This is a genomic window from Streptomyces sp. NPDC045287, assembly GCF_056432325.1.
The window spans coordinates 234379-256796 of record NZ_JBWKJG010000002.1 but is presented as its reverse complement, the minus strand read 5'-3'; the positions used below and the strand labels follow the sequence as shown (position 1 = coordinate 256796).

Annotated in this window: 15 protein-coding genes; 9 read left to right on the top strand and 6 right to left on the bottom strand. The window is 75.4% G+C overall.

The window, feature by feature from the left end; all coding sequences use genetic code 11:
* Positions 1-45 precede the first annotated feature (45 nt).
* Positions 46-2592: an alpha-L-arabinofuranosidase C-terminal domain-containing protein gene (locus AC07D6_RS04365; RefSeq protein WP_315878596.1), complete on the bottom strand. Its 2547-nt coding sequence runs from the start codon at positions 2590-2592 to the stop codon at positions 46-48.
* 354 nt (positions 2593-2946) lie between these two features.
* Between AC07D6_RS04365 and AC07D6_RS04360 the strand changes: the two genes are divergently transcribed.
* Positions 2947-5019: a SpoIIE family protein phosphatase gene (locus AC07D6_RS04360; RefSeq protein WP_315878595.1), complete on the top strand. Its 2073-nt coding sequence runs from the start codon at positions 2947-2949 to the stop codon at positions 5017-5019.
* Between the two features lie 315 nt (positions 5020-5334).
* Here the strand turns inward: AC07D6_RS04360 and AC07D6_RS04355 are convergent, their stop codons facing one another.
* On the bottom strand, positions 5335-6360 hold the full coding sequence (locus AC07D6_RS04355) for a TrmB family transcriptional regulator sugar-binding domain-containing protein (RefSeq protein WP_479041862.1): 1026 nt from the start codon (positions 6358-6360) through the stop codon (positions 5335-5337).
* Between the two features lie 190 nt (positions 6361-6550).
* On the opposite strand from AC07D6_RS04355, the gene AC07D6_RS04350 reads away from it, so the two are divergent.
* Together AC07D6_RS04350 and AC07D6_RS04345 are read left to right on the top strand one after the other, a co-directional pair.
* Positions 6551-7372, top strand: a complete 822-nt coding sequence (locus AC07D6_RS04350) for an MmyB family transcriptional regulator (RefSeq protein ID WP_315878593.1) — start codon at positions 6551-6553, stop codon at positions 7370-7372.
* Positions 7373-7474: 102 nt separating this feature from the next.
* Positions 7475-8458 carry a glutathione S-transferase family protein gene (locus AC07D6_RS04345; RefSeq protein WP_315878592.1) on the top strand — a complete coding sequence of 328 codons (984 nt, stop codon included), beginning with the start codon at positions 7475-7477 and terminating at the stop codon, positions 8456-8458.
* Positions 8459-8527: 69 nt separating this feature from the next.
* Here AC07D6_RS04345 and AC07D6_RS04340 read toward each other — a convergent pair whose 3' ends face one another.
* Positions 8528-9919 carry an NADP-dependent succinic semialdehyde dehydrogenase gene (locus AC07D6_RS04340; protein WP_315878591.1) on the bottom strand — a complete coding sequence of 464 codons (1392 nt, stop codon included), beginning with the start codon at positions 9917-9919 and terminating at the stop codon, positions 8528-8530.
* Between the two features lie 83 nt (positions 9920-10002).
* On the opposite strand from AC07D6_RS04340, the gene AC07D6_RS04335 reads away from it, so the two are divergent.
* A complete protein-coding gene (locus AC07D6_RS04335) occupies positions 10003-10989 on the top strand; it encodes a YihY/virulence factor BrkB family protein (protein WP_479041859.1) in 987 nt (328 codons plus the stop codon).
* 60 nt (positions 10990-11049) lie between these two features.
* Here AC07D6_RS04335 and AC07D6_RS04330 read toward each other — a convergent pair whose 3' ends face one another.
* Positions 11050-11937 (bottom strand): glucose 1-dehydrogenase, encoded by an 888-nt coding sequence (locus tag AC07D6_RS04330; RefSeq protein WP_479041857.1) that lies wholly within the window; start codon positions 11935-11937, stop codon positions 11050-11052.
* A 106-nt stretch (positions 11938-12043) separates the two neighbouring features.
* Between AC07D6_RS04330 and AC07D6_RS04325 the strand changes: the two genes are divergently transcribed.
* The 3 genes from AC07D6_RS04325 to AC07D6_RS04315 are packed head-to-tail and all read left to right on the top strand — an operon-like array spanning position 12044 to position 16428.
* The gene (locus AC07D6_RS04325) at positions 12044-14515 is read left to right on the top strand and encodes an FHA domain-containing protein (RefSeq protein ID WP_479041854.1); all 2472 of its coding nucleotides are present in this window, start codon (positions 12044-12046) and stop codon (positions 14513-14515) included.
* 6 nt (positions 14516-14521) lie between these two features.
* On the top strand, positions 14522-15421 hold the full coding sequence (locus tag AC07D6_RS04320) for an SH3 domain-containing protein (protein ID WP_479041852.1): 900 nt from the start codon (positions 14522-14524) through the stop codon (positions 15419-15421).
* A complete protein-coding gene (locus AC07D6_RS04315; protein WP_479041851.1) occupies positions 15418-16428 on the top strand; it encodes a serine/threonine-protein kinase in 1011 nt (336 codons plus the stop codon). The genes AC07D6_RS04320 and AC07D6_RS04315 overlap by 4 nt, the downstream gene beginning before the upstream one ends.
* Before the next feature lie 114 nt (positions 16429-16542).
* Here the strand turns inward: AC07D6_RS04315 and nadE are convergent, their stop codons facing one another.
* Positions 16543-17373 (bottom strand): ammonia-dependent NAD(+) synthetase, encoded by an 831-nt coding sequence (gene nadE / locus AC07D6_RS04310; protein WP_315878585.1) that lies wholly within the window; start codon positions 17371-17373, stop codon positions 16543-16545.
* 95 nt (positions 17374-17468) lie between these two features.
* Entirely contained in the window at positions 17469-18779 is a 1311-nt protein-coding gene (locus AC07D6_RS04305) for a streptophobe family protein (protein WP_479041848.1), read from the bottom strand.
* Positions 18780-19070: 291 nt separating this feature from the next.
* Between AC07D6_RS04305 and AC07D6_RS04300 the strand changes: the two genes are divergently transcribed.
* A complete protein-coding gene (locus AC07D6_RS04300) occupies positions 19071-20111 on the top strand; it encodes a DUF6777 domain-containing protein (protein WP_479041846.1) in 1041 nt (346 codons plus the stop codon).
* Positions 20112-20380: 269 nt separating this feature from the next.
* Complete coding sequence (locus AC07D6_RS04295; RefSeq protein ID WP_479041844.1) at positions 20381-22324, top strand: rhamnogalacturonan lyase; 1944 nt, start codon at positions 20381-20383, stop codon at positions 22322-22324.
* Positions 22325-22418 lie beyond the last annotated feature (94 nt).

Here is a 22418-nt window from a genome sequence, read left to right as displayed (position 1 = left end):
GCGTAGTGAAGGTCCCGGCCCCGTGCAGGGTCCGTGCGCGGGCCCCTACCCGGTCGCGACGCGCAGGAACGTCACGGAGTGCGGCGGGAAGGTGTGGGTGAAGGTCCGCGCCACCCCGGTCAGGGTGGACTCGACGGGCCTGACCGGCTGGTCCTCCGCCGTGTTCACGGCGTCCGGGGCACCCTGGAGCGTGGTCACGCGGGCGGTCGACGAGGCCGGTGCGGCGCCGAGGTCGATCCGGGTGCGGGCCGGTGCCGCCTGGGCGTTGACGACCTTGACGATCAGCTCGCCGGTGGCGGCGTCGCGGGTGACGACCTGGCGGAACGGCTCGGCGCGGCTGTCGTCGGTGAAGCCGCCCCACTTCACCCCGTCGAGGTAGAGGGTGACCTGGCGACCGCGGACCTGGACGTGGAGGTCGTAGGTGCGGCCGGTCTCGACGGTCGTGGCGTTCTCCACCAGCGTCTGCTTGGCGCCGCCGACGGACTTCTCCACGGCGGAGCGGGTGTTGTTCCAGCCTCCGAGGTTCCACCAGTAGTGGTTGCCGGTGTCGCGGACGCCGAAGGCGACGAGGAAGCCCTCGCTGCCCGCCTTCTTGGTGGCCTTGACCCTCAGGTCGTAGTTGCGCCAGGCCGGGTCGCCGGCGGTGACGAGGGTGTCCTGGGCTGCCTGGTCGGACTGGACGAACGCCCCGTCCTGGACGGCCCACGTGCCGCGTCCCGCGGCGCGGGTCCACCGCCCGTCGCCGGCCGAGAAGTCGTCGTCGAGCAGGACGGTGCCGTCCTCGGCGGTGACCCGCACGTCGTCGTAGGCGGCGGAGGTCGCCCAGGTGGACAGGCCGACCGCGCCGGTGATCGGGGCGGAGAGCTGCGGGGTGCCGGACGCCTCGCTGGGCACGACCCGGTCGCCGGTGTTGTTCATGAACAGCTTCTGGACCTCGTAGCTGGTCGACCCCCAGGAGCGGGTGGAGTCGAACCAGATCATGTCGGGCCGCCACTGGTTCTCGCGCACGTCGGCGAGGAGCGGGGCGTACGAGGCGAGCTTGACCACGTCGGCGTTGCGCTCCAGGCCGGTCATGAAGGCGGCCTCGGACAGGGCGTTGGCGAAGCGGTTGTCGAGGGAGGCGTACTCGCCGAGGAAGACCTTCGGGCCCCGGCGGTCGTAGGAGTCGTAGCGCTCGTTGTTCTCCAGGAACCACTGCGGGCTGTTGTAGTAGTGCTCGTCGACCATGGCGACTCCGGCCCGGCGGTTGAGCTCCCAGAGCCGGTCGAAGGTGGCGCCGGTGTCGTCGGGGCCGGAGTTGCCGACGACCGTGATGCCGGGGTACTCGGCCGCGATGGCGGCGCGGAACTGCTGGAAGCGCTCGAAGAACGCGTCCGGGAGGTTCTCCTCGTTGCCCACGGCGAGGTGGGTGAGCCCGAACGGCTTCGGGTGGCCCATCTCGGCGCGCTTGCGGCCCCACGTCGAGGTCACGGGTCCGTTGGCAAACTCGATCAGGTCGAGGGTGTCCTGGATGTGGCGGCGCAGCAGGGCCGGGTCGTCGGTGGCCCGGTTCTGTCCGCAGCCGGTGACGAGGGCGGGCACGACGGGCAGCGGCATGGCGCCGATGTCCTCGGCGAACTGGAAGTACTCGTAGTAGCCGAGCCCGTAGCTCTGGTGGTAGCCCCAGAAGTTGGCGTTGACGGCGCGCTGCTCGACCGGGCCGATCGTGTCCTTCCACTGGTAGGAGCGCTCGCGCTCCCAGTTCGGGGCCTCGTACGCCTGGTGGGAGCCGGTGTTGACGAGGCAGCCGCCGGGGAAGCGGAGGAAGCCGGGCTTGAGCGCGGCGATCTTCTCGGCGAGGTCCTTGCGCAGGCCGTTCTTCCGGCCCTTGTACGTGTCGCGGGGGAAGAGGGAGACCATGTCGAGGCGGAGGACTCCGCCGCCCTCGGCGGTGACGGCGAGGCGCGCGCCGGAGGTGGTCGCGGTGGCGGTGAGCGTGCCGCTGTACTTGGTCCAGCGGTCGCCGCGGACGGTGGCGGTGAGCGGGGCGGACAGGGCGGCGCCGTCCGCGTCCCGCAGGCGGGCGGTGAGCCGGGTGCCGCGGCGCTGGTCGGTGCGGGCCCAGACGGAGAAGTCGTAGCGGGCGCCGGCGCGCACGGCGACGCCGGAGCCGTGGCCGGAGTTGACGACGCCGTAGCCGGAGCCGGGGGCTCCGTGGCCGGAGAGGTCGACGCGCAGGTAGGTGCGGTTGCGCTCGTTGAGGCGGTCGGCGTCGTCGACGGCGCGGACGGTGCCGGTGGCGCCGCCGTGCGCGGTCGTCTGCCAACCGGTGAGCGGGGTGTAGGCGGCGTTGTCGACGGGCGAGAACTCGAAGGACCGGTTGCGCACCAGCTCGGCGTAGAGGCCGCCGTCGGCGGCGTTGTTGATGTCCTCGAAGAAGACGCCGTACATGGTGGGGTCGATCGCGGGGCCCTCGCGGTCCGGGTGGACGGCGAGGGTGTAGTCGGCGGGCTCGGCCGCGGGGGTGTCGTCGGCCCGGGTGGGGGCGGCGAGCACCGTCCCCACGAGCGCGGCCGCCAGCGCGAGGACGAGCCTCGGCCGTATGGATGCCATGTGGGTGCTCCTGGAACTCTATTGTTCGGTATATCGGACATTGACCAGGACTTCGAACAGGAAGATAGGCAGGGCGGATTGGCGCGTCAACGGTTGCGACAGGGTCATCGGGGACGGTCGCGGCCGGAGGGGACGCCTGCGACGGTGCGCCGGCGGTCGCGGCGGGGCCGGCGCACCGCCGGCCGGGTGCCGCCGTGGCCCCCGCCGGGAGGGCCGGCGGCTCCTCCCGGCGCGCCGGGGCCTCCCGTCCCGCCGCGCGCCGGTCCCCCGTGCCGGACCGGGCGGGCGGCCTTCGCCGGGCGGCCCGCCCCGACGCCTTGGCGTTCCCCGCCGGCGGGCTCGACAATGAGGGGGATGACGGAGAACCGGGCGCTCGGCACGGAGCGGGAGCACGGCGGCGAGATCGGGCCGGCCGAGCGGCTCGCCATGAACCGCACCGGCAGCTTCGATTGGGACCTCGCCTCCGGCACGATCGACGTCGACGTGGCCGGGCTGCTGGTGTTCGGACAGGACCCCGCCGCCTTCGACGCACGGCCCGCGACGCTGGTGGGGCGGCTCGACCGGGCGGAACGGGAGCGGCTGGAGGGCGTGGTCCGGGACGCGCTGGCCGGCGGCCGGTCCTCGTACGCGGCGCACTTCCGGCTGGAGCGGGACGACGGCTCCGAGCAGTGGACGCACGTGCAGGCGCGCGTCCTGCGGGACCGCGACGGCCGGGCGCACCGGATCGTCGGGATCGTCCGCGACGCGACCTCCGAGGTGACGCACTCCGAGTTCGTCATGGAGCTGGAGCGGCGCCGGCGGCGCCAGACCGACATGGTGGAGCGGTCGACGCGGGCCATGGCGCGGGCGGTGACCGTGGACGACGTGACGGAGGCGCTGACCGGCCCCGGCGGTCTCGCCCGGCTCGGCGCCGACGGGCTGGCGCTGGGCCTGGTGGAGAACGGTTCGCTGAACATCATCGCGTTGAGCGGCGAGTCCCTGGAGGTGCTGGACGACCTGCGGGTGCGGCGGCTGGAGAGCGGGCTGCCGCTGCACGGGACGGTGCTGAGCGGGCAACCGCTGTTCGCCGAGTCATTCCAGGATCTGGCCGGGAACCACCCGCTGCTCGCCCCGCTCGCGGGCCGGCTGCCGTTCCGGTCGGCGGCGTACCTGCCGCTGGTCGCGCAGGCGCGGACGCTGGGCGGCATGGCGCTGTTCTACCGGCGCCGCACGGCGTTCAGCGCGGACGAGCGGAACCTGGCGCTGGGCCTCGCGGCGATCGTCGCGCAGTCCCTCCAGCGGGCGATCCTCTTCGACGAGGAGCGGGAGCTGGCCACGGACCTCCAGGCGACCATGCTGCCGCGCCGCATCCCGAGGATCGACGGCGGCGAGGTCGCCGTGCGCTACCACGCGGCGTGGAGCGGCCGGCAGGTCGGCGGCGACTGGTACGACGTGATCCCGCTGCCGCGGGGCCGCGTCGGGGTCGTCGTCGGCGACGTGGAGGGGCACGACACGCACGCCGCCGCGGTCATGGGGCAGCTCCGCATCGCCCTGCGCGCGTACGCGGGCGAGGGCCACGCCCCGTCGACGGTACTGGCCCGGGCGTCGCGGTTCCTGGCCGAGCTGGACACGGAGCGGTTCGCGACCTGCACGTACGCCCAGGTCGACCTGGGTACGGGCACGGCGCGGGCGGTGCGGGCGGGGCACCTGGGGCCGCTGATCCGGCACACGGACGGGCGGGTGGGGGCGCCGAAGCTGCCGGGCGGGCTGCCGCTGGGCCTCGCGTCGGTGTTCGGGGACGAGGAGTACCCGGAGACGCGGCTGGACCTGGTGCCCGGCGAGACGCTGGTGATGTGCACGGACGGCCTCGTCGAGGAGCCGGGCGCGGACATCGGGCGGGGTGTGGGGGCACTGGCCGAGGCGATCGCCGCGGGCCCGCCGGGCGCGGAGGCGCTCGCCGACCACCTGTCGCAGCGGTTCTGGGAGCGGTGGGGCGCCGGTGACGACGTGGCACTGCTGGTGCTGCGGCGCAGCCCGGATCCGGGCACGACGCGGGCGCCGCGCATCCACCAGTACGTCCACCAGGCGGACCCGGAGGGGCTGTCGGAGGCGCGGGCGGTGGTGCGGCGGGCGCTGCGCGACTGGGGGATGCGGGAGAGCGCGGACGACGCCGAGCTGCTCACCGGGGAGCTGCTGGGCAACGTGCTGCTGCACACGGAAGGCGGGGCGGTGCTGACGCTGGAGGTGCTGCCGGAGCCGGTGCGGCGGGTGCGGCTCACGGTGCAGGACCGGTCGAGCGCGTGGCCCCGGCGCCGTACCCCGGGCGAGGCGGCGACCTCGGGGCGGGGGCTGCTGCTCCTGGACGCGCTGGCGGCGCGCTGGGGGGTCGAGCCGCGCGGCGAGGGGAAGGCCGTGTGGTGCGAGATCGGCCCGGCGGCGCGGGCGTGACGGCCCGGGCGGGCCGTCGGGCGGGGAACGGGAGGAGCCGTATCACGGGGGACGTACCGAGGATTCGGTTTTGCGTCCGGAAGGCCCTGGCAGTGACCTTGCGGTATCCGCGCGATGCCCGGCAAGACACGCTGCCCGTGCCCTGCGCTGCCCGGTTCTGGCATGAGGCGCGGATAACGGCCCCCGTAATAGCGGCTTCGCGGAGTATCGGCGCTCCTCGAAGGGCCGGTTGACCTCCCGACCTCCTTCAGCATGCAACAGTCCCGGAGCGTTTTTCCTCTGATGCTTTTTCAGTGGAAAAACGGAGCGCGCACCTCAGGCCGGGGCTCCCCCGCCCGTACGGCCGGTGGTCCGCTGCCGTTCCGGCGAGAGGGCCCACTGGTAGGCGAGGGCGGCGAGGGTGGACACGCCCCAGCGGGCGCGGAGCTGGGCGAGCTCCTTGGTGAGGGTGCGCAGCCCGATGTTGAGGCGGCGGGCGGTGATGCGCTGGTCGACGCCGGCGGCCGTGTCGATGAGGATCTCGCGCTGGCGGTCGGTCAGCCTGCCGGCCTCGTCGTCGGGCACGGCGCGGCGCGGGTCGCCGTACCAGACGTCGGCGCGGCGCCAGGCGTCCTCGAACCCCTCGGCGACGAAGGCGACGAAGGCCCGGTCCATGACGTGCCACGCGGTCCGGTCGGGGTCGCCGCCGACGACGTGGTCGGAGATGAACGCCTGGCGGCGGTCGACGACGACGCACCGCTGGAACGGGGCGAGGAGCGTACGGAACCGGGTGCCCCGGGCGGACATGACCGTCACCCACTCGCGGGCCGCCGCGTCGTCGCGGACGCCGTCCCCGAAGAGGGTGCGCAGCCGCACGCCGCGGGCGAGGGCCCGGGAGTCCCGGTCGGTGGTCTCGCCGAGGAGTTCCTCGCAGGCGGGGCCGGCGGGCAGGGCGGTGAGGACCTCGGTCTCGGCGCGGTCGACGGCCTCCCCGATGCGGGCGGTGACCTGCTCGCGGCCGGCGAGGAACTCGCTGCCGGAGCCGGAGCGCCACTTGGCGCGCTCGAAGTGGAGCCCGAGCTCGTCCCCGAGGTCGGGGATGGCGGCGATCCGGGCGGCGCGGGCGGCCATGTCGCGCAGTTCGTCGGCGAGGCGGCGGCGCCCCGCCTCCTGCGGGTCGAGGGCGATCGGCACGGCGGGCCGGTCGGGGTCGACGGTGACGAGGCGCCAGTCGACGAGTTCACCGAGCGCGCCGGTGTCGTCGGGCCCGACGGGCTCGCCCCGGGTGATCCGGGCGTACAGCGCCCTGGCCGCCCCCGACAGCGGGGCCGCCGAGCGCGCCGAGCCGTCCCTTTCGGTCATCTCCGCCCCTGTTCGCGACTGCGTGTGTGCGCCGTGCGCAGGTACGCACCGCTCGGGTACTTGATCGCCGGCGCACGCTGGGACAGCGTACCGGTGCGGCTGCTCTCGGCCCGCGCCACCGTTTCACCGCGACGGCCGCCGGCGGACCGACCACCCTCGACGGCCGTTCCTCTGGGGGAGGGACACCCACATGGACAAGGTCGCCCTGCGCTACCTCCTGAGGGAGCGCCGTGCCCTGATCGCGCCGGAGAGCCACGGGCTGTCGCGCCCGACCCGGCAGGGCAGGCGGGCGCCGGGGCTCTCACAGGCGCAGATCGACCAGTTGCTGCACCGGGCGCCCGACACGTACGGCCGGCTGGAGTCGGGCCGCTACCCGAACCCGCCGGTCGACCTGCTGGAGGACGTGGCGCGGCTGCTGGGCATGAACGAGCAGGAGTGGGTGGCGCTGTGGCGGTACGCACTCGGCCAGGACCCGCCGCACCCGCTGAACGCGCGGGCCGGGGAGGCGGTTCCGGGGACGTGGCAGCTGGCGCTGGACGGGATCTCCCACATGGCGTACATCAGCGACCGCTCGTGGAACCTGCTGGCGCACAACGAGCCGTTCGCCGCGCTCTTCCCGGACCGCCGGGTGCCGCCGAACACGATGCGGTGGATGACGGTGGAGCCGGAGGCCCGGGCGGTGCTGCGGCAGTGGGAGACGGCGTGGGCGCCCCTGGTCCTGCCGCAGCTGCGGGCGGCCCTCGCGGCGGACCCGGAGGACCCGACGCTGTGCGGCATCGAGAAGGAGGTGCTGGACGACCCGCTGGCGGCCCGCGTCTACGAGTCGGCGAGCGCGTACGTCCACCCCGACGGGGGCGACCGGCCGGTGCACCACGCGGAGCACGGGCCGGGCTGGATCACCGTGTGCGCGGCGCAGCCGATGGCCGCGCCCCGGGCCCGGCTGCTGATCCTGCCGTTCCACCCGGGCGAGCGGCGCCCGGCGCGGCCTCGGCCGCTGCGGGCCCACGGGTAGGCGGGACGGCACCGGGCGGACGGCATCGGGCGGCCGTACCGGCCGGGCGGGTGACGCCGGGCGGGCGGCATCGGGCGGGCGGGGGTGGGTACCCGGGGGCGCATGAGCGACGAGGGACGGTTCCAGCGGGCGTCCGGCCGGTTCACCGACCGGATCACCGAGGACGGCCGGGACGGCTGGCCGGTGGAGGCCGGACGGTACCGGCTGGTGGTGAGCAGGGCCTGCCCGTGGGCGAGCCGCTCCCTGGTGGTGCGGCGGCTGCTGGGGCTGGAGGGGGCCCTGTCGCTGGCCGTGGCCGACCCCGTGCAGGACGAGCGGAGCTGGCGGTTCACGCTCGACCCGGACGGCCGCGACCCGGTGCTGGGCATCCGGTTCCTGTCCGAGGCGTACGAGGCGCGCGAGCCGGGGCAGCCGGGCGGGGTGAGCGTGCCGGCGGTCGTCGACGTGCCGAGCGGCCGGCTGGTCACCAACGACTACCAGCGGATCACCCTCGACCTGGAGACCGAGTGGACGCGGCTGCACCGGCCCGGCGCCCCCGACCTGTACCCCGAGCACCTGCGCGACGAGATCGACGAGCGGATGGACGGCATCTTCCGGGACGTCAACAACGGCGTCTACGAGGCCGGCTTCGCCACCTCGCAGGGAGCGTACGACGAGGCGTACGGGCGGCTGTTCGCCCGGCTCGACCAGGTGTCGGAGCATCTGGCGGGGCGGCGCTACCTGGTGGGCGACACGATCACCGAGGCCGACGTGCGGCTGTTCACCACGCTGGTGCGGTTCGACGCCGTGTACCACGGCCACTTCAAGTGCAACCGCAACAAGCTGACCGAGGACCGGGTCCTGTGGGCGTACGCGCGGGACCTGTTCCAGACCCCGGGGTTCGGCGACACGGTGGACTTCGACCACATCAAGCGCCACTACTACCTGGTGCACGGGCACATCAACCCGACACGGATCGTGCCGCGCGGCCCGGACCTGCGCGGCTGGCGGTCGCCGCACCACCGCGAGGAGCTGGGCGGGCGCCCGTTCGGGGACGGGACGCCGCCCGGACCGCCGCCCGAGGACGAGGTCGTCGTCCCCCTCTGACGGGCCCCGCCGATCAGCCCCTCCGACCGGCCCCTCTCCCCCGACGGGCCCCTCCCCCGGGGCCGGCCGTCAGGCGGCCCGCCAGACCGTGGTGGCGTTGCAGAACTCCTTGATGCCGTGGCCCGACAGCTCCCGCCCGTACCCGGACCGCTTGACGCCGCCGAACGGCAGCGCCGGGTGCGAGGCGGTCATCCCGTTGACGTACACGCCGCCCGCCTCCAGGTCCCGTACGCAGCGCTCCACCTCCGCCTCGTCGCGCGTCCAGACGTTGGAGCTCAGGCCGAACGGCGAGTCGTTGGCGATCTCCAGCGCCTCGTCCAGGTCGGCCGCCCGGTAGACGGCGGCGACCGGGCCGAACGCCTCCTCGCGGTGCAGGCGCATGGCGGGCGTCACCCCGGTGAGGACGGTCGGCTCGTAGTACCAGCCCCGGTCGAGGCCCTCGGGCCGGCGGCCCCCGCAGCGAACGTCGGCGCCGCGCTCCACGGCGTCGTCGACGAGTTCCTCCAGGTCGGCGCGGCCCCGTTCGGAGGCGAGCGGCCCCACGTCGGTGGACTCGTCCATCGGGTCGCCCACCCGCAGCGCGGCCATCCCGGCGGTGAACCGTTCCACGAAGTCGTCGTAGACGTCCGCGTGGACGATGAACCGCTTGGCCGCGATGCACGACTGGCCGTTGTTCTGGGTACGGGCGGTCACCGCGGTCGCGGCGGCCCGTTCCAGGTCGGCGGAGGGCAGGACGAGGTACGGGTCGCTGCCGCCCAGTTCGAGGACGGTCTTCTTCACCTCGTCGCCCGCGACCGCGGCGACGGACCGGCCGGCGGCCTCGCTGCCGGTGAGGGTGGCGGCGGCGACGCGCGGGTCGCGCAGGATGCCCTCGACGGCGTCGGAACCGGTCAGGAGGGTCTGGAAGACGCCGTCCGGGTAGCCCGCCCGGCGGAACAGGTCCTCCAGGTAGAGGGCGGTCTGCGGGACGTTCGACGCGTGCTTGAGCAGGCCGGTGTTGCCGGCCATGAGGGCGGGCGCCGCGAACCGCACGACCTGCCACAGCGGGAAGTTCCAGGGCATGACGGCCAGGACGGGGCCGAGCGGCCGGTAGTGGACGCGGGCGGTGGCGGCACCGGAGTCCCGCACGTCGGCGTCGGAGGGCCGTTCGTCGGCGAGCAGCGCCTCGGCGTTCCCGGCGTACCAGCGCATGGCCTTCACGCACTTGGCGGCCTCGGCGCGGGCCGCGGTGAGGGGCTTGCCCATCTCCGTGGTGATGGTCCGGGCGATCTCCGGCAGTTCCTCTTCCAACAGGTCGGCGGCGCGCCGCAGCAGCGCGGCCCGCTCGGGGAAGCCGGTCGTGCGGTAGTGGTGGAACGCCCGGTAGGCGGCTTCCACGCGCTCTTCGACCTCGTCCGGGCCGAACGGCCGGAACGTCTTGAGCGTCTCGCCGGTCGCGGGGTTCACCGTCGCGATGGGCATGGGCTGTCCCTCCTCGGGGTGCGGGCGCGCGGCACCGGCCGCACGCCTGGTTGGGATGCCCGTACCGGGTAACCCGTGGGGGCATGGCGAATCATGACGACGGACCGGCGGACCTGTCCGCCCGGTCCTGGCGAACCGTGGTGCGGCGCACGGCCAAGGAGGCCCTCGACGACGAGCTTCCGGACCGGGCCGCCACGCTCACCTATTACGGGGTCCTGTCCGTGTTCCCGGCCCTCCTGGTCATGGTGGCGCTGCTCGGCGTGGTCGGCGACTCGGCGATCCGCTCCCTGCTGGACAGCCTCGGGCAGCTCGCCCCCGGCCCCGTGCGGGACCTGCTGAGCGACGCGGTGCGCCAGTTGCGGGGGGCCGGCGCGGCGAGCGGGCTGATGGCGGTGGTCGGTCTGGTCGCCGCCGTCTGGTCGGCGTCCGGTTACGTGGCGGCGTTCATCCGGGCGGCGAACGCCGTGTACGACCTGCCGGAGGGCCGCCCGGTGTGGAAGCTGACGCCGCTGCGGATCGGGCTGACGCTGCTGATGATGGTGCTGCTGGCGGTCAGCTCCGTGATCGTGGTGTTCACCGGGCCGCTCGCGCGGCGCGCCGGGGAGGCGGTCGGCGCCGGAGGGGCGGCCGTGACGGCGTGGGGCATCGCCAAGTGGCCGCTGCTGGTGCTCCTCGTGATGTTCATGGTGGCACTGCTGTACTGGCGGGCGCCCAACGTGCGCGGGCCGGGTTTCCGCTGGCTGAGCCCGGGCAGCGTGACGGCGGTGCTGCTGTGGCTGCTGGCGTCGGGCGGGTTCGCGCTGTACGTGGCGAACTTCGGCTCGTACAACAAGACGTACGGGACGCTGGCCGGTGTCGTGGTCTTCCTGATCTGGCTGTGGCTGACCAACCTGGCGGTGCTGCTGGGCCTGGAGCTGAACGCGGAACTGGCCCGCCAGCGGGCGATCCGGGCGGGCCTGCCCCCCACGGAGGAGCCGTACGTGGAGCCGCGGGACACCAGGAAGTGGCCGCCGGTGCTCCGGGGCCGCGTCTCCCGGCGGGCGCACCGGCTCCGCCGCGAGACGCGGTGACGGAGCCGGGCGCGGCCACGTCCCGGCCGGGGACGTGGCCGCGCCCGGCCGGGGCCGCCGTCAGGGCAGCGGCGTGCCGCCCGTGGCGTTCATGATCTCGCCGGTGATGTAGCTCGCGGCGGACGAGGCGAGGAAGACGTACGCGGGGGCCATCTCCGCCGGCTGGGCGGGTCGCCCGAGCGGCGACTGCTTGCCGAACTCGGCCGTCTCCGGCATGGTCGCCGGGATCAGCGGCGTCCACACCGGCCCGGGGGCCACGGCGTTGACGCGGATGCCGCGCGGGGCGAGGTCCTGCGCGAGCCCCTGGGTGAAGGTGACGATGGCGCCCTTGGTCATGGCGTAGTCGAGCAGTGGCGGGCTGGGCTTGTACGCCTGCACGGAGGCGCTGTTGACGATGCAGCCGCCCTCCGGGATGTGCGGGAGCGCGGCCTTGGTGATCCAGAACATGCCGTACAGGTTGGTCTTCATCACCCGGTCGAACTGCTCGGTCGTGATGGCCTCGAAGCCGTCGCTCTGGGCCATCTGGAAGGCGGCGTTGTTCACGAGCACGTCGATGCGGCCGAACTCGGCCACGGCCCGCTCGACGAGGGCCCGGCACGCCTCCTCGTCGCGGATGTCGCACGGCACGGCGACGGCCTTGCGACCGGCGTCCTCGACGAGGCGCACGGTCTCGCGGGCGTCGTCGGCCTCCTCGGGGAGGTGGGCGAACAGCACGTCGGCGCCCTCGCGCGCGTAGGCCAGGCAGACCGCGCGGCCGATCCCGGAGTCGCCGCCCGTGACGACGGCGGCACGGTCCCGCAGCAGGCCGCTCCCCCGGTACGACTCCTCGCCGTGGTCGGGGCGGGGGCTCATGTCATCGGTCCGGCCGGGGTGCGACTGTTCCTGCTCGGGGAAGTCCGGCCGCGGGTGGGCGGTCGTGGGGTTCTCGGGTGCGTGGTCAGGCGTCATGGGGACCTCCTGTCGGTCTCTCGGGTCCGTTTCCGCGTTCCCCTCCGTCCGGGGAGCACACTCCACCTATCAGGCACATTTCTACGCAAAAAGATAAAATTCCCTCATGGGAGAGCGGCCCGTCGTGCCTACCGCACCCGAGCTGGTCGTCGATGTCGACGGGCACTCCACGGTGCTGCGTCCGAGCCACGTCTACCGCGTCGGGCGCGACCCGGCGAGCGACATCCCGCTCGCCGACGCCCGGGTCTCGTGGCACCACGCGGTGTTCCGCGAGGAGGACGGCCGCTGGACGGTCCGGGACGAGGGCAGTACGAACGGCACGTACGCGGACGGGCTGCGCGTCGCCGCCCGGGACGTGCGCGCCGGTACGGTGCTGCGCTTCGGCCATCCGGAGGACGGCCCGGCCGCGGTCCTGTCGGACGCCGCCGCGCCGCCGCCCGGCACGGACCGGCCCGCCACCGGTCTTCCCCCCGGCCCCGGGCCGGCGGACGGGTGGCCGCCCGCACCCGGCGCCGCCCCGGACCCCGGGACCGCCCCGGTGCCCGGCGTCGCTCCGGACCCCGGGCCGCGGCCGTCGTCCGTGTCGCTGCCCGACGCGACCGGCGCCTTCCGCCGCCCCACCTCCGTACGCCCCCTGCCGACCCGGACCGTCCGCATCGGCCGCGCCGCGGACAACGACGTGGTCGTCGACGACCTCGTGGTCTCCCGGCGCCACGCCGAGCTGCTGTCCCACCCCGACGGCACGTACCGGATCCACGACCTCGGCAGCCACAACGGCACGTTCCTCAACGGCCACCCGGTCGACGAGGCCCGCGTGGGCCCCGAGGACATCATCGGCATCGGCCACCGCGCGTACCGCGTCGTCGCGGGGCGCCTCGTCGAGTACACCGACACGGGCGAGGTCTCCCTCGACGTGCAGGGGCTCACCGTCACGGTGGACGGCGGCCGCAGGACCCTCCTCGACGGGGTGACGTTCCCCGTGGGCGAGAAGGCGCTCCTCGGCGTCGTCGGCCCCAGCGGCGCCGGCAAGTCGACGCTGCTGAACGCCCTGACGGGGCTGCGGCCCGCCGACCGCGGCACCGTCCTGTACGACGGGCGCGACCTGTACCGGCAGTACGCGGAGCTGCGCCAGCGCATCGGGCTCGTGCCGCAGGACGACATCCTGCACCTCCAGCTGACGGTGCGCCGCGCCCTCGGGTACGCCGCCGAGCTGCGCTTCCCCGAGGACACCCGGAAGGCGGAACGCCGGGCGCGCGTCGACGAGGTGATGCGGGAGCTGGGCCTGGAGCAGCGCGCCGACCAGCCCGTCCACAGCCTTTCGGGCGGGCAGCGCAAGCGCGTCAGCGTCGCCCTGGAGCTGCTGACGAAGCCGTCGCTGCTGTTCCTCGACGAGCCGACGTCCGGCCTGGACCCGGGCATGGACCGGTCGGTGATGCACATGCTGCGCGGGCTCGCGGACGACGGGCGCACCGTCGTCGTCGTCACCCACAGCGTGCTCAGCCTCGACGTGTGCGACCGGCTCCTGGTCCTCGCGCCGGGCGGTCGGATCGCCTACTACGGGCCGCCCGGGGAGGCGCTCGGCTTCTTCGGCTGCGCGCAGTGGCCGGAGGCGTTCGAGGCGTTCGAGAACGACCGGGAGCGGGACTGGGCGGGCCGGTTCCGCGACTCGGAGTACCACGAGCGGTACATCGAGGCCGCGATGCGGCGCCCCGCCGAGCCCGCGGCGGGCACTGCGGCCTCCCCGCCGCCCCCGCCGCCGAAGGCGCAGAGCTGGGGCTCCCAGCTCCGCACCCTCGTACGCCGGTACGCGGCGGCACTGAGCGCCGACCGGACCTTCCTGGCGATCATGGTGGCGCTGCCGTTCGTGATGGGCGCGATGGCGCGGGCCCTGTCGGAGGGGAGGCTGGGTCCGGAGTCGACGCTGAACGTGCTGCTGATCCTCTGCGTGGGCGGGGTCCTGACGGGCGCGGCCAACGCAGTGCGGGAGCTGGTGAAGGAGCGGACCATCTACCGGAGGGAGCGGGCGGTGGGCCTGTCCAGGTCGGCGTACCTGATGTCGAAGGTGGCCGTTCTGGGCGCGGTCACGGTCGTGCAGGCGGTCGTGCTCACGCTGGTCGCGCTGGTCGGGGTGCCGATGGGCGTGCCGGGCGGGCGGGGCGTGCTGCTGCCACCGCTCGCGGAGGTGGCGCTGGCGGTGGCGGCGCTGGCGTTCACGGCGATGGTGCTGGGCCTGTTCGTGTCCGCGCTGGTGCGCAAGGAGGAGGTCACCATGCCGCTGCTGGTGCTCCTCGCGGTCGTGCAGGTGGTGTTCTGCGGGGCGCTGCTGTCCGTGCGGGGGACGCCGGTGCTGGAGCAGCTGGCGTGGCTGGTGCCGTCCCGGTGGGCGTTCGCCGCGATGGCCGCGACCGTGGACCTCGGCGCCACGGTGCCGGGCGAGCGGTCCCGGGACCCGCTGTTCGCGCACGACCTGCCGACGTGGCTGCTCGACATGGGCGTGTTGCTGGCGCTCGCCGTCGGCCTCGGTTTCGTGGTGGCGCGACTGCTGCGCCGCCACGAGCCGGTGATCATGCGGAAGTAGGCGCCCGTGACCTCCGCCCTCCCGGCCGACGGCCCGGCCCCCGACGACTTCCGGCCCACCCATGTCGTACCGCGCCACGGCATGCCCGCGTGGGAGACGCCGGGCACGGCCAGGCCGACGGTGCCGCTGGACCCCTTCCTGCCGGTGCGGCTGCTGGAGCGGACGGGCGACTGGGCGCGGATCCTGTGCTCGAACGGCTGGTCGGCCTGGGTGGACGGGCGGCTGCTGGTGTCCGTGCCGGAGGACCCGCCGGCCGCGGCGCGGGACATGGCGCGGACCGCCGACCCGCGGCCGCTGCTGGCGCGGGCGGAGGCGTCGCTGGCCCGGTACCGGCAGGCGGCGGAGGACCTGGCGGCGGGCCGGACGGACGGCGAGGGGTTCCGGCGGAGCACCGGCGGACTGCGGCTGGGCGTCGTCGTCGAGGGCGAGGCGATGTGGCTGTACGACGCCGAGCACGAGCGCTGGCTGTACTGCGACGGCACCCGCCTGGCCGCGTACGCCTCGACGTCGGCGCCGTCGGCGGGGGCGCCGCCCCGCGGGGCCGGCGGCCGGGAGCCGTCCGGCCCGGCGGACGCCGTACCGCCGCCGGACGCCTCCGGCGGGGAGCACGTACCCGGCGCCGGCGCGCCGCCGCCCGCCCCCGGGCACGAGCCCACCCGCGTCGTCACCACCGGCGGCCCCGGACCGGCGCGGGCCGCACCGGCGGCGGAGGACGGGGACGGGGACGGGGACGGGGGCGGGGACGGTACCGACGGCGGAGCCGGGACCGGTGCGCGTCCGCCCGGCACCCCGGAGCGGCCCGCCGCCGCGGAGCCCACGCGGGTGGTCGACGTTCCCGGGGCCGGCCGGGGCGGCCCGGCGGACGACCGGGGCGGCCCGGCGGACGGCCGGGCGGGTGGCGGATGACCGGGCCGGCTGCCGACCTGCCCGCCGGACGGCCGTCGGGCCTGGTGGGGCGGGACGTCGCGCACTACCGGATCGACGCCGAGATCGGCCGCGGCGGCATGGCGGTCGTGTACCGGGCGACGGACCTGCGGCTCGGCCGCACCGTGGCGCTGAAGCTCCTGGCGCCGGAGCTGGCCCGCAACGACACGTTCCGGAAGCGGTTCGCGCACGAGTCGCGGGTCGCCGCCGCGATCGACCACCCGAACATCGTGCCGGTCTTCGAGGCGGGGGAGACCGAGGGGCTCCTGTACATCGCCATGCGGTACGTGCCCGGGCAGGACCTGCGGGCGCTGCTGGACCGCACCGGTCCGCTGCCCCCCGCCACGGCGGTGCGGATCGCCGTGCAGGTCGCGTCGGCGCTGGACGCGGCGCACGCCCACGACCTGGTGCACCGGGACGTGAAGCCGGGCAACGTCCTCGTCGCCGAGGGCACGGACAGCGACCGGCCCGAGCACGTCTACCTGACGGACTTCGGGCTGACGAAGAAGTCCCTGTCCCTGACCGGCTTCACGAGCGTCGGCCAGTTCGTGGGGACCCTCGACTACGTGGCGCCGGAGCAGATCTCGGGACGGCCCGTGGACGGCCGGTGCGACGTGTACAGCCTGGGGTGCGTCGTGTACGAGACGCTGGCCGGCGCGCCGCCGTTCCGCCGGGACGACGACATGGCCCTGCTGTGGGCGCACCAGTACGATCCCCCGCCCCCACTGAGCGACGTGCGGCCGGAGCTGCCGCCGGGGATGGACGGGGTGCTGGCGAAGGCGCTGGCGAAGGCTCCGGAGCACCGGTTCGACTCGTGCATGGCGTTCGTGACCGAGCTGCGGCGGGCGGCGACGGCGGGGGCGGAGGACGGCGGGCGCGGCGGCGTCCGGGTGGACGGGCCTCCCCCGCCCGCCGGGCCTCCGCCCCCGCCGCCCGCTCCCCCGCCGTGGGCGCTGCCCGTCTTCCGGGGCGGCCGGCCCCCGCCGTGACGCGCGCGACCGGGCGCGGGCGGGTGCGCCGCGTCCCGTCACGGCCGTGCCGGGACGGTGGTCCTCCGCCGCGGCCCTCCCCTCCCGGGGGCGACGGGCGCGCGGCGCCCCCTCTCAGGGGGCGATGGGCAGTCGGCGCTTGTGGTCGGTGCGGCGGTAGCGGTCGACGATCGTTCCGAAGGCCCGCTCGTCCACCGGCTTGCCCTCCAGGAAGTCGTCGATGTCGTCGTAGGTGACTCCGAGCGCGTCCTCGTCGGCCTTGCCCGGGTCGAGGGTCTCCAGGTCGGCCGTCGGGGTCTTCCACACGAGCTCGGTGGGCGCGCCCAGCGCGGCCGCGACGGCCCGCACCCGGCGCTTGGTCAGGCCGGTCAGCGGGACCAGGTCGGCGGCGCCGTCGCCGAACTTGGTGAAGAAGCCCGAGACCGCCTCGGCGGCGTGGTCCGTGCCGACGACCAGGCCGTCGTGCGCGCCGGCCACCGCGTACTGGGCGATCATGCGCTGCCGGGCCTTGATGTTGCCGTGCACGAAGTCCTGGTGGTGGGCGTCGCGGAAGCTCACGCCGGCGGCCAGTACGGCCGCGAGCGCGGCGTCGCTCGCGGGCTTGATGTCCACGGTCAGCACGTGGTCGGCCCGGATGAAGGAGAGCGCGAGCTGGGCGTCGTGCTCGTCGGCCTGGACCCCGTAGGGCAGCCGCATCGCGTGGAACCGCGCCTCGTGCCCGGCGGCCCGGGCCCGCTCGACGGCGAGCTGGCACAGCCGGCCCGCGGTGGTGGAGTCGACGCCGCCGCTGATGCCGAGCACGAGCGAGCGCAGACCGGTGGAGGTCAGCCGCTCGGCGAGGAAGGCCACCCGGCGTTCGATCTCCCGCTCCGCGTCGAAGGTCTCGGCGACCTGGAGTTCCCGGGCTATCTCCTGCTGCAGGGCGGTGGACGCCGACTCGCTCACGACTGCTCCTCGTTCCGGTTCGCGGTGTGGTGTCGCGCCCACCCTACCCAGTGGGTCTCCGCCGGATCGGGGCGGCGGTCGCCCGGGGAAGCCCCTCAGCCGGTGGGCCGCTCGGCGTCGGCGCCGTCGTCGGCCTCGCCGCGGTGGCGGACCCGGCGGGCGAGGAGGCCGCCGAGGAGCCCGGCGGCGGCGCCCCACAGGAGGGCGAGGCCGGCGGCCGTCCACGGGTGGGGGCGGAGGCCGACCCGCCCGCCGAGGGCGTCGACCTCGAAGATGCCGAGCAGCGACAGCCCGAGGCGCGCGTCGAGGCGGGTCAGCGGCGCCACGACGAGCAGGGTGAGGGCGAACGCCACGCCCAGGTGGAGGGCCTGCCGCCACGGGCGGGTGCGGGCCGGCGAACGGACCGCCGCCACGAACGCGGCGGCCAGCAGCAGCACCGCCGCGACGGGGACCAGCCACCAGGCGCGGTCGTCGTGGGCCGCGAGGGCCCGCACGTCGAGGGTCGTGTCGTCGGGCCCGCGCAGGACCTGGTCGAGGACGCGCGGCACGGGCAGCCCGAACGGGCCGTCGACCCGCCCCTCCCAGGAGGCGCCGATACCGAGCCCCAGGGCGAGCCACACCAGGTTGGGAAGGCCCAGCAGCAGCACGGCGAACGTGTCCGCCGGGCGGCCGCGCGTGGCGGCCACGACGAGGCCGGCGGCCAGGCCGAGGACGACGTACGCGAGGAGCAGGAACAGCATGGCGGACGCGGCCGGCCGTACGGGCTCCTGGTAGCGCACGAACCGGACCGGGAGCGGGGCGCCGCGGGAGACCAGCAGGGTCAGGGCGAGGACGCCGAGGACCCACAGCAGGCCGTACAGGAGCGTGCCCCCGGTGTCCGCGCGGAAGCCGAGGCTGGGCGAGGCGTCCAGGAGGTCCCCGAGCAGGTCGGCGGGCGAGTCGGCGGGCAGTAGGTCGGTGAAGGTGTGGCGGGCCAGGGCCGCGAGGACGGCGAGGGCGGCGAGCCAGAGGGCGGCCGTGCGGGCGACGCGGGCGAGGAGTTCGCCCGTCGAGGCGACGGCGCGGTGGCGCAGGGGCCTCAGGAAGCCGGCGGCGAGGACGAGGGCTCCGGCGAGGGTCACGGACAGCGGCATGGCGGTCAGTTCGGCGTCCGTCCGGGCGAGGTCGCCCGCGCCGCCCGCCAGCTCGACGTCGCCGCCCGCCGCCATGACGACGACGGCGGCGACGACGCGGGGGAACGCCCCGCCGGGCAGGTCCGCCGCGCCCGCCGCCCACAGTCCGAGGGCGGCGGTCGCCGCCATCGCGGCGAGCGCGGCGAGCACCGCGGCGAGGGCGTCGAGCCAGGCCCGCACGGCGTGGCGGGGGCCGTGCGCGGTGCCGCGCTGCGCGGCGCTGTGACTGCTCACGGTGCCACGCTAGGCGCGGACCCGGCCTCCCGGCTTGCGGGCGACGCCCGGACGGAGCACACAATAGGCACGGAACGGAAGAAAGGTACGCATGTGACTTCCGACCCCGCGTCCGGCCGCCCCACGGGCCCCCCGTCGGGCCCGCTCTCGCACCCCGCGCCGGACCGCACCGGCCCCGGGCAACCCCCCGCCGCTCCCCCGCCGCCCCCGGGCGGAGGCGGCGGGGGCGGAGGCGCGGGCGGCGGTTCGCACCGCGCGGGCGGCGGGCGCCCCTGGTGGCGGTCCGTTCCGGTGATCGCCTCCCTCGTCGGCGTCCTCGTCGCGGCGGTGGCGCTGGCCGTGGTGCTGTCGCGCCCCGGCGAGGCGGAGGCGGTGCGCGCGGAGAGCGTCTCGTACCGCCCCCCGAACAGCTTCACGCCCAGCACGGCCACGCCGGAGGACCAGGCCGTGAAGCGGCTGCCCGCGCAGGAGCGCCACCGGTACGCCGGGTCGGTGCCCGAGCTGTACGGGGGCAGCGGCGACCGCGCCGTGTGCGACGTCGAGAAGCAGATCGCTTACCTGAACGGGGACCGGTCCAAGGCGAGCGCCTTCGCGTCGGTGCTGCGCACCTCCCCGGAGGGCCTGCCCGCGTACCTGCGCGGCCTGACGTCGGTGCAGCTGCGCCTCGACACGCTGGTGACGAACCACGGCTACGAGGACGGCAGGGCGGTCCCGTACCAGGCGGTGCTCCAGGCCGGTACGGCCGTGCTCATCGACGAGTACGGCGTGCCCCGGGTGCGCTGCGCCTGCGGCAATCCGCTGGACCGGCCCCAGGTGGAGCGGCCGGAGAAGGTGGTCGGGCGGACCTGGCCGGGCTTCCAGGCGGAGGAGGTCGTGGTCGTGGTGCCCGCGCCGACGCCCGTGCCGACGTTCACCGTCGTCGACGTGGAGACCGGCAAGCGCGTCGAGCGCCCGCACCCCGGACGGACCTCTCCCGCGGCGACGCCGACGGACGGCACGTCGCCGGCCACCACGAAACCACCCGTGTCGCCGGACACGTCCACGACCGCACCGCCGGGCACCCCGACCGACAGGCCCACCGACACGCCGACCGACACGCCGACCGACCGGGGCACGGACGGTACGACGGACGGCGGGACGACCCCGGAGGAGTCCCCCGGGCAGACGTCCCCGGACACGCCGCCGCAGTACGGCTCCCCCACGGGCACGGACCCGGACACCCCGCCCGGCGGCACGGCCCCGGACACGGACACGGACACCCCGCCCGGCGGCACGGCCCCGGACACGGGCACGGGCACGGGTTCCGGGAACCTCTCCTCCGTCGCTCCCTAGGAACGGGGACCCCAGAGCGGGGACCCCAGAGCGGGGGCCCCAGAGCGGGGGCCCGCCCCCGCCGGGGTGGGGCGGCCCGTACGGCCTTCCAGGAGGTCGCCGATCCGCTCGTGCGGGCCGGCCGGCAGGGGGACGGCCCGGTGCTCGACGGCTTCGGCGCCGGGTTCCCGGCTCCAGCGCCGGCTGGGGCGGGCCGTTCACCGGGCAACCTTCCGGGGGCGGGTGGCGACCACCGGGTACTCCCCCGTTCCCGACAACGAGGTCGCGTGATGTCCCCCTCCCCCCGCTCCCCGCACCTCCCGTTCCGCCACCGGCCCCGCCGCCCGCACCGCCGTGCCGGCCGGGTCGCGGGGGCGCTGCTCGCCGCCGTCGCGGCCGGGACCGGCGGCGTCCTCGCCCCCCAGCCGGCCGCGGGCGCCGCCCCGCCGGACGCGGCCGTCCGGGCGACCGCCGCCGTGCGCGTCGCGGAGCGGCTCGACCGGGGCCTCGTCGCCGTCCCGGCGGCCGGCGGCACCCTCGTCACCTGGCGCATGTTCGGCGACGACCCGTCCGGCGTGTCGTTCCGGCTGTACCGCGACGGTGCGCTCATCGCCACCACGGGGAAGACCAACCACCTGGACACCGGGGGCTCGGCCTCCTCCACGTACGAGCTCCGGGCCGTCGTCGGCGGGGTGGAGCAGCCCGCCGCCCACGCGGCGGTCTGGGGCTCCGGCCGGCTCGACATCCCGCTGCGGAAGCCGCCGGGCGGCACGACCCGCGACGGCGTCGCCTACACGTACTCCGCGAACGACGCGAGCGTCGGCGACCTCGACGGCGACGGCGCGTACGAACTCGTCCTCAAGTGGGTGCCGTCGAACGCCACGGACGTGGCCAACTCCGGCACGTGCACCGGGCCGACCCTGTTCGACGCCTACGAGCTCGACGGCACCCACCTGTGGCGGGTGGACCTCGGCACGAACGTGCGCAGCGGCTCGCACTACGACTCGTTCCAGGTGTACGACTACGACCGCGACGGCCGGGCCGAGATGGCCGTGCGCACCTCGGACGGCACCCGCGACGCGGCCGGGACGGTCGTCGGGGACCCGGGCGCCTCGCACCTCGCGGCGAACTGCGCGGTGCTCGGCGGCCCCGAGTACCTGTCGGTCTTCGACGGGCGGACCGGCCGCGTCATGGCCTCCGCCCCGTTCGAACCGGCCCGCGGGTCCGTCGCGGACTGGGGCGACACGTGGGGCAACCGGGAGGGGCGGCTGCTCTCGGCGACCGCGTACCTGGACGGCGCACGGCCGAGCATGGTGTTCAGCCGGGGCGTGTACGAGCGGATCGCCCTCGCCGCGTACGACTGGGACGGCACGTCCCTGACCCGCCGCTGGAAGTTCGACACGAACGCCTCCACCAACCACGGCAAGGGCTACGACCGGCAGGGCAACCACAACCTGGCGGTCGCGGACGTCGACGCCGACGGGCGGGACGAGATCCTGTACGGGGCGATGGCGGTCGACGACGACGGGACCGGCCTGTGGACGACGGGGCTCGGCCACGGCGACGCCCTGCACGTGGGCGACCTCCTGCCGTCGCGGCCGGGCCTGGAGTCGTTCAACGTGCACGAGCACGCCGACGCCGCCTACGGCTACGAGATGCACGACGCCCGCACCGGCCAGGTCCTGTGGGGGCGGCGCACCGGCACGGACGTGGGCCGCGGCCTCTGCGCCGACCTGACCCGCGACCACGCGGGCGCCGAGTGCTGGTCCAGCGGCGGCGGCCTCCACGCGGCGGACGGCACGCCGATCAGCGACGCCGTGCCCTCGTTCGGCGGCGCCGCCTCGTACAACTCCGCGATCTGGTGGGACGGCGACGCGCACCGCGAACTGCTCGACCACCGCTGGTCCGGGACGGCCGGCAGCGGCTACGGGCAGGTGCTCAAGTACACCGGCTCCACCGAGCTGACCCGCGTCTGGTACGACACGGCCGCGCGGTCCAACAACTGGACCAAGGGCAACCCGGCGCTGTCCGCCGACATCCTCGGGGACTGGCGGGAGGAGATGATCTGGCGCGACGCCGACTCGACGGCGCTGCGCCTGTACACCACCCCGCACCCCACGGACTTCCGCCTGCCGACGCTGATGCACGACCCGGTGTACCGGCTGGGCGTCGCCTGGCAGAACACCGGCTACAACCAGCCGCCGCAGGTCGGCTACTACCTGGGCACCAGCTAGTACCCGACCCGCCCCGGCGGGGGCAGCGGCGGCCCGGGGCGGCCGGGTTCCGGCCCGCTGCCCCGGCGGCGCGGGCGGAGCAGCGGGGCGGGGC